The organism is Brevundimonas sp. CURTG3B2_SDJG (genome assembly GCF_057364705.1).
On record NZ_JBNFOJ010000158.1, the window covers coordinates 1 to 7,137 of the forward strand.

2 protein-coding genes and 1 pseudogene are annotated in these 7,137 nt (G+C 70.2%); 2 read left to right on the plus strand and 1 reads right to left on the minus strand.

Translation table 11 applies throughout. The annotated features are described in order from the left end of the window. On the minus strand, positions 1-1,213 hold a 1,213-nt coding region (locus AC2W7C_RS11455; RefSeq protein ID WP_486001554.1), incomplete at its 3' end, for a helicase HerA-like domain-containing protein. 109 nt (positions 1,214-1,322) lie between these two features. On the opposite strand from AC2W7C_RS11455, the gene AC2W7C_RS11460 reads away from it, so the two are divergent. Further along, on the plus strand, positions 1,323-2,465 hold the full coding sequence (locus AC2W7C_RS11460) for an AI-2E family transporter (protein ID WP_486001555.1): 1,143 nt from the start codon (positions 1,323-1,325) through the stop codon (positions 2,463-2,465). 363 nt (positions 2,466-2,828) lie between these two features. Continuing rightward, a pseudogene (locus AC2W7C_RS11465) lies at positions 2,829-7,137 on the plus strand (NAD-glutamate dehydrogenase); the annotation flags it as partial.

Sequence of the window (7,137 nt, forward strand, 5' to 3'; positions counted from 1 at the left end):
TGACCTGGGCGCGTTCGGCGTCGGTCGCGGGCCCCAGGCGGCTGTCCGGCGGACGGATGGCGGTGCGGGCGACGACCGTGGGCGCGCCCTTCTCGTCCAGGGTCGAGACCAGGGCCTCGCCGACGCCCAGAGCCTGGATCGTCTCGGCGGTGTCGAAGGCGGGGTTGGGCCGGAAGCTCTCCGAGGCCGCCTTCAGCCCGCGCTGTTCGGCCGGAGTGTAGGCGCGCAGCGCATGCTGGATGCGGTTGCCCAGCTGGGCCAGGACGGTGTCGGGGATGTCGGCCGGGTTCTGGGTGACGAAGTAGACGCCCACGCCCTTGGAGCGGATCAGGCGCACGACCTGCTCGACCTTCTCCCGAAGCGCGTCGGGGGTGTCGTTGAACAGCAGGTGGGCCTCGTCGAAGAAGAAGACCAGGCGCGGCTTGTCCGGGTCGCCGACCTCGGGCAGCTGCTCGAACAGTTCGGACAGCAGCCACAGCAGGAAGGCGGCGTACAGGCGCGGGCTGTTCATCAGCTTGGTGGCGTCCAGGACGTTGACCTGGCCGCGGCCGTCCAGGCCGGTGCGCATCATGTCCTCGAGCTTCAGGGCCGGCTCGCCGAAGAAGGCCTTTCCGCCCTGCTGCTCGAGCTGGAGGATGGCGCGCTGGATCGAGGCGACGGAGGCGGGGGCGACATTGCCGACCTCGCGCCCGATGCGCTCGGCGTTCTCGCCGACGTAGACCAGCAACGCCCGAAGGTCGTCGAGGTCGAGCAGCAGCAGGCCCTCGGTGTCGGCGACATGGAAGATCACCGACAGGACGCCCTCCTGCACCTCGTTGAGATTCAGCATCCGGGCCAGCAGGACCGGGCCGATCTCGCTGACGGTGGTGCGGATCGGGTGGCCCTTCTGGCCGTACAGGTCCCAGAAGACGACGGGGGCGGCCTTGGGCGTCAGGGTCAGGCCCATGCCCTGGGCGCGGGCGAGAAGCTTCTCGTTGGGTGATCCGGGGACGCAGACGCCGGACAGGTCGCCCTTCACGTCGGCGCAGAAGACCGGCACCCCGGCGTCCGAGAAGCCCTGGGCCATGATCTGCAAGGTCACGGTCTTGCCGGTGCCGGTGGCGCCGGCGACGACCCCGTGGCGGTTGGCGCGGCTGAACAGCAGCAGTTCGGGCTTGGCAGCCCCCTCTTGCGAAGATTGGCCGAGGAAGAGGCCGGGCGCGGCGTCGGTCATGGGAACTCCAAGGGGGCGAGCGGCGCTCATGCTCTACCGGGCGGCCCGACGGTTCAAGAGCGATCGGGAGGCGATTGACGGCGAGAGCGGCGACCTTGACCATATGGCGATGAAACCGCCCATCACCCTTCCGACCTCGACCGTGGCGCGCAACGCGCTGGTGGCGATCGCCATCGTGGCGGTGGGGGCCGCCGTCTACTGGCTGGCGGACATCCTGACGCCCCTGGCCATGGCCATCTTCCTGCTGATCATGATCGACGGGGTGAAGCGGACCATCGAGACGCGGACCCCGCTGTCGGACCCATGGGCCGGGGTCGCGGCCCTGCTGGTCGTGGTGCTGGGCTTCGTGGCCTCGATCGCCTTCATCATCAACGGCGCCTACGGCTTCTTCAGCGACGCGTCGGGGGTGTCGACCCGGATCGGCCCGCGCATCGACCAGATCCTGGAGGACGGCTCGCGGCTGATCGGGCTGCAGACGGTTCCGACGACCACCGACCTGATCGCCCAACTGGACGTGCGCGGCTATCTGATGGCCGTGGCCGGCCAGGCCCAGGGCGTGGCGACCGGCGCGGTCTTCGTGATGATCTACCTGGGCTTCCTGCTGGCCTCTCAGAACGGGTTCCGCCGCAAGCTGGTGGCCATGTTCCCCGACCGGGTGGCGCGCGGCGAGACGCTGGAGGTGTTCCAGAGGGTCCGGGGCGGGGTCGAGGGCTATCTGTGGGTCCAGGCGGTCACCGGGGCGATGATCTGCGCCGCCGCCTGGGTGCTGATGCGGGCGGTGGGGCTGCAGAACGCCGAGTTCTGGACCTTCGTGATCTTCATCGTCGGCTTCATCCCCGTGCTGGGCGGGGCGATCGCCGGCCTGGCCCCGCCGCTGTTCGCCCTGGTGCAGTTCGAGAGCTACTGGCCGGCCCTGATCCTGCTGGGCGGGCTGCAGGCCATTCTGTTCATCAGCGGCAACTTCATCCAGCCGCGCATGCAGGGCGACAACCAGAACATCGACCCGGTGGTGGTGCTGTTGGCCCTGGCCTTCTGGGGCAAGGTCTGGGGCGTGGTGGGGATGTTCCTGTCCACGCCGCTGGCGGTGATGGCCATGGCCATCCTGGCGGAGTTCAAGGGATCGCGCTGGATGGCCATCCTGCTGTCGGGCGATGGCCAGCCCTATGCGATGGACAGCGCCGCGGAGGCGCCCGCCAAGCCCCGCCGGCGCCGCGTCAACCCGCCGCAGGGGAAGGACGGCGAAGGGCGCTGAGCCGCCCTTGATTGGCCACAACCGGCGCCTATCTCCCCCCTGTCGCCGCGGCCCCTCCCCTCCCCCCAAAGCCGCGGTGGAATAGATCGGCGCCAACCCTCCCCCTCCTGGGCGCCGATCCGAAGCAGGCCGCCGGACGCGAGTTCGGCGGCCTTGTCGTTTCCGCTTCCCGAAATCCCCTCGCACACGCTCCGGCGATCGGCCGAAAGGCCCGCCCCGCGGTTTTAGGGGGTTCCCGCCGCGCCTGGTCTGGCCTAGTCAGCGGGGCGCCGGACAGGCGGCTTGCCCAAGCGGGAAAGCGGCCTAGTCTGGTCCCCATCCTTCGGCGGCCCGACAGAGGCCGCGTCCATACGAGACCTGTCCATGTCCGGCGAAACGGCCAAACCGCTCCCTCAGGCGATCACCCTGGAGGCGCTGGAGAGGCGTTTCACCGTCGAACTGGGCGGCAAGCCCTGCGCCGAGGCCGGGGACTTCCTGCGCCAGGCCTACGAGGACTACGCCGCCGACGAGACGCCGGAGTTGAGCGGCGACGACCTGGCGGCCCTGCTGGCCTCGGCCTGGAAGGCGGCCGAGGGGCGATCGCACGGCGAGCCCGCGCGCATCACCCTGTCGTCCCTGAACGGCGCGGACGGAAAGGCCACCGGCTACGACGTCCTGATCGTGATCCAGGACGACCGGCCGTTCCTGGTCGACAGCGTGATGGGCGAACTGGCCGAGGCGGGGGTCAGCGTGCGCTCGCTGTTCCACCCGGTGACCGACGAGCCCGGCGGGCGGGAATCCACCATCGTGGTGGTGCTGGACACCCTGCCCCAGGAGCGCCGCGACGTGCTGGGCGAGGCGATGGCCCAGACCCTGGCCGACGTGGCCGGGGCCGTGGACGACCACGGCGCCATGGCCGAGCTGATGGCCCGCTCGATCGCCCATCTGGAGGCCGGCCCCAAGGGGGTCGATCCGATGGTGCTGGCGGAGAACATCGCCTTCCTGAACTGGATCCAGCAGGACCATTTCGTCTTCCTGGGCGCGCGCGACTACGACTATCCGCGCTCCAGGGACGGCGGCTATGAATCCGAGGCGCCCCTGTCGCAGTCGGGCGAGGGCCTGGGCGTGCTGGCCGATCCGGAGCGCACGGTGCTGCGCCGGGCCTCGGAGCCGGCGGTGCTGACCAAGCAGATGAAGCGCCAGCTGGACCTCAGCGACCCGGTGACGGTGGCCAAGGCCAACATCCGCTCGCGCGTCCATCGCCGGGCCTACATGGACTACATCGGCGTCAAGCGGTTCGGCGACGACGGGCGGCCCTCGGGCGAGACCCGCTTCGTGGGCCTGTTCACCGCCGAGGCCTACGACAAGGCCGCCATCGAGGTGCCGCTGATCCGCGCCAAGGTGGCCAACGCCCTGGCCGCGCGGGCAAGATCGAGGGCAGCCACAACTACAAGCGCCTGAAGAACATCCTGGAGAACTATCCGCGCGACGAGCTCTTCCAGATCGGCGAGGACGAGCTGCTGCAGATCGCCCTGGGAATCCTGCATCTGCACGACCGCCCGCGGATCAAGATCTTCACGCGCCAGGACCCGTTCGACCGCTTCGTCTCGGTCCTGGCCTTCATCCCGCGCGAGCGGTTCGACGCCTCGGTCCGTGAACGGATCGGCGCCATTCTGGCCCGCGCCTGGGGCGGCCGCCTATCGGCCTGGTATCCGCAGCTGTCCGACCAGCCGCTGGTGCGCATCCACTACATCGTCGGGGTGACGCCGGGCGATCATCCGTGTCCGGATCAGGCCGCCTTGGAGGCCGAGGTGGCCGAGGCGGGCCGCAGCTGGATCGACCGCTTCGAAAGCGCGCTGCGCGCCGCCGAGGTGGACGACGTGGCGGTGGGCCCGCTCAGCGCCCGCTGGGCCGACGCCTTCGGAGCCGGCTACCGCGACCGCTACGACGCCGCCGAGAGCGTGCGCGACCTGATGGCCATCGACGCCCTGAACGCAGCGGCGAGAACGACGGCGGTGAGCCGGTGGCGGTGCGCGCCTTCCGCACCGAGCGGGACGGGCCGCTGAACTTCCGCTTCAAGCTGTACCGCCGCGGGACGGCGGTGCCGCTGTCCGACGTGCTGCCGATCCTGGCCGACATGGGGCTGAAGACCCTGGAGGAGTGGGGCTTCGCGCTGAAGCCCGCCGGGGCCGACGAGATCCACGTCCACGAGTTCCTGCTGGAGGACCCGCGCGGCGGCGACCTGAGCTTCGCGGACGTGCGCGACCCGTTCGAGGCGGCCTTCGCGGCGGTGTGGACCGGGCGGACCGAGAGCGACGGCTTCAACCGCCTGGTGCTGGAGTTGGGGGTCGACTGGCGCGAGGCGGCGCTGGTCCGCACCCTGGCGCGCTATCGGCAGCAGACCGGGCTGGACCCGTCGCAGGCGGTGCAGGAGGAGGCGCTGCGCGACTATCCGGCCGTGGCCCGCGCCATCCTGGCGCTGTTCGCGGCCAAGTTCGATCCGGCCGCGGGCGGCGACGCCGCCAAGCGCGAGGCGGCGGTGGGCGAGCTGGCCGCCAAGATCAACGAGCTGCTGCAGGGCGTGAAGAGCCTGGACCACGACCGGGCGCTGCGCCGCATCGCCCTGCTGGTGCAGGCGATCAAGCGGACCAACTACTATCAGGCGGGCGCCGACGGCGCGCCCAAGCCGCACATCTCGATCAAGATCGCCTCGCGCGAGCTGGACGACCTGCCCCTGCCCAAGCCGTATCGCGAGATCTTCGTCTGGGCGCCGCACATCGAGGGCGTGCACCTGCGCTTTGGCCCGGTGGCGCGGGGCGGCCTGCGCTGGTCGGACCGCCGCGACGACTTCCGCACGGAAGTCCTGGGCCTGGTGAAGGCGCAGCAGGTCAAGAACGCGGTGATCGTGCCGGTCGGCTCCAAGGGCGGCTTCTATCCGAAGAAGCTGGCCGACATCGTGCGCGCCGGCGGCGACCGTGACGCCCAGCAGGCCGAGGCGATCCGCGCCTACAAGACCTTCCTGTCGGGCCTCCTGGACATCACCGACAACATCGCCTCCGACGGGGCGGTGATCCCGCCGCAGAACGTGGTGCGCTGGGAGGGCGACGATCCCTATCTGGTCGTGGCGGCGGACAAGGGCACGGCGACCTTCTCGGACATCGCCAACGGGGTGTCGGCGTCCTACGGCTTCTGGCTGGACGACGCCTTCGCCAGCGGAGGCTCGGTCGGCTACGACCACAAGGTGATGGGCATCACCGCCCGCGGCGCCTGGGAGGCCGTCAAGCGGCACTTCCGCGAGACGGGCAAGGACATCCAGAGCGAGCCCTTCACCGTGGTCGGCGTCGGGGACATGTCGGGCGACGTGTTCGGCAACGGCATGCTGCTGTCGAAGGCCATCAAGCTGGTCGCCGCCTTCGATCACCGCGACATCTTCATCGACCCGAACCCGGATCCCGCCTCCAGCTGGGCCGAGCGGGACCGGATGTTCAAACTGCCGCGCTCGTCCTGGCAGGACTACGACGTCTCCAAGATCTCCAAGGGCGGAGGGATCTTCCCGCGGTCGGCCAAGTCGATCGAGCTGAGTCCCGAGATCAAGGCGGCGCTGGACATCCAGGAGGACGCCCTGGACCCGGCCGCCCTGATGAAGGCCATCCTGAAGGCGCCGGCCGAGCTGCTCTACCTGGGCGGCATCGGCACCTATGTGAAGGCGCCGCACGAGACCGACGCCCAGGTGGGCGACAAGGCCAACGACGCCATCCGCATCGACGGCGGCGAGCTGAGGGTCAAGGTGGTCGGCGAGGGCGCCAACCTGGGCCTGACCCAGGCGGGCCGCATCGCCTTCGCGCGCAACGGCGGACGGATCAACACCGACGCCATCGACAACTCCGCCGGCGTGGACAGCTCGGACCACGAGGTCAACATCAAGATCCTGACCGGCGCGGCCATCGCCTCGGGCGCCCTGAAGCCGGAGGACCGCAACGCGCTCCTGGCCTCGATGACGGACGAGGTGGGCCTGAAGGTGCTGGTCCACAACTACGACCAGACCCTGGCGCTGACCCTGCAGCAGGCGGAAGGCGCGGGCGCGCTGGACGCCCAGCAGCGCTTCATGCAGTGGCTGGGCTCCAAGGGTAAGCTGGACCGCAAGGTCGAGGGCCTGCCCGACGACCTGCGCCTGGCCGAGATGAAGGCCTCGGGCAGCCCGCTGACCCGGCCGGAGCTGGCGGTGCTGACCGCCTATTCCAAGCTGGAGCTGTTCGACGAGATCGTCGGTTCCACGGCGCCGGACGACGCCTTCTTCAAGCAGACGCTGGTCCGCTACTTCCCGGGCCCGCTGGCGAAGTTCGAGGCCGACATGCAGCGCCACCGGCTGCGGCGCGAGATCATTTCGACGATCCTGTCCAACGAGATCGTCAACATGTGCGGCCCGACCTTCCCCGAACGGCTGCGCCAGTCGGCCCAGTGCGACACGGGCGCCCTGGTCATCGCCTTCGAGGCGGCGCGCCAGGTGTTCCGCCTGGACGAGGCGTGGGACGCGGTCTCGGCCCTGGACCTGAAGATCCCGGCCGAGGCCCAGACGGCGCTGTACCGCGAGATCGCGACGGTGCTGCGCCGCCAGACCTTCTGGCTGGCGCGCCGGGCGATGCGTCCGGGCGCGACGGTCGACGGCCTGATCGCGGCCTACCGGCCGGCGGCG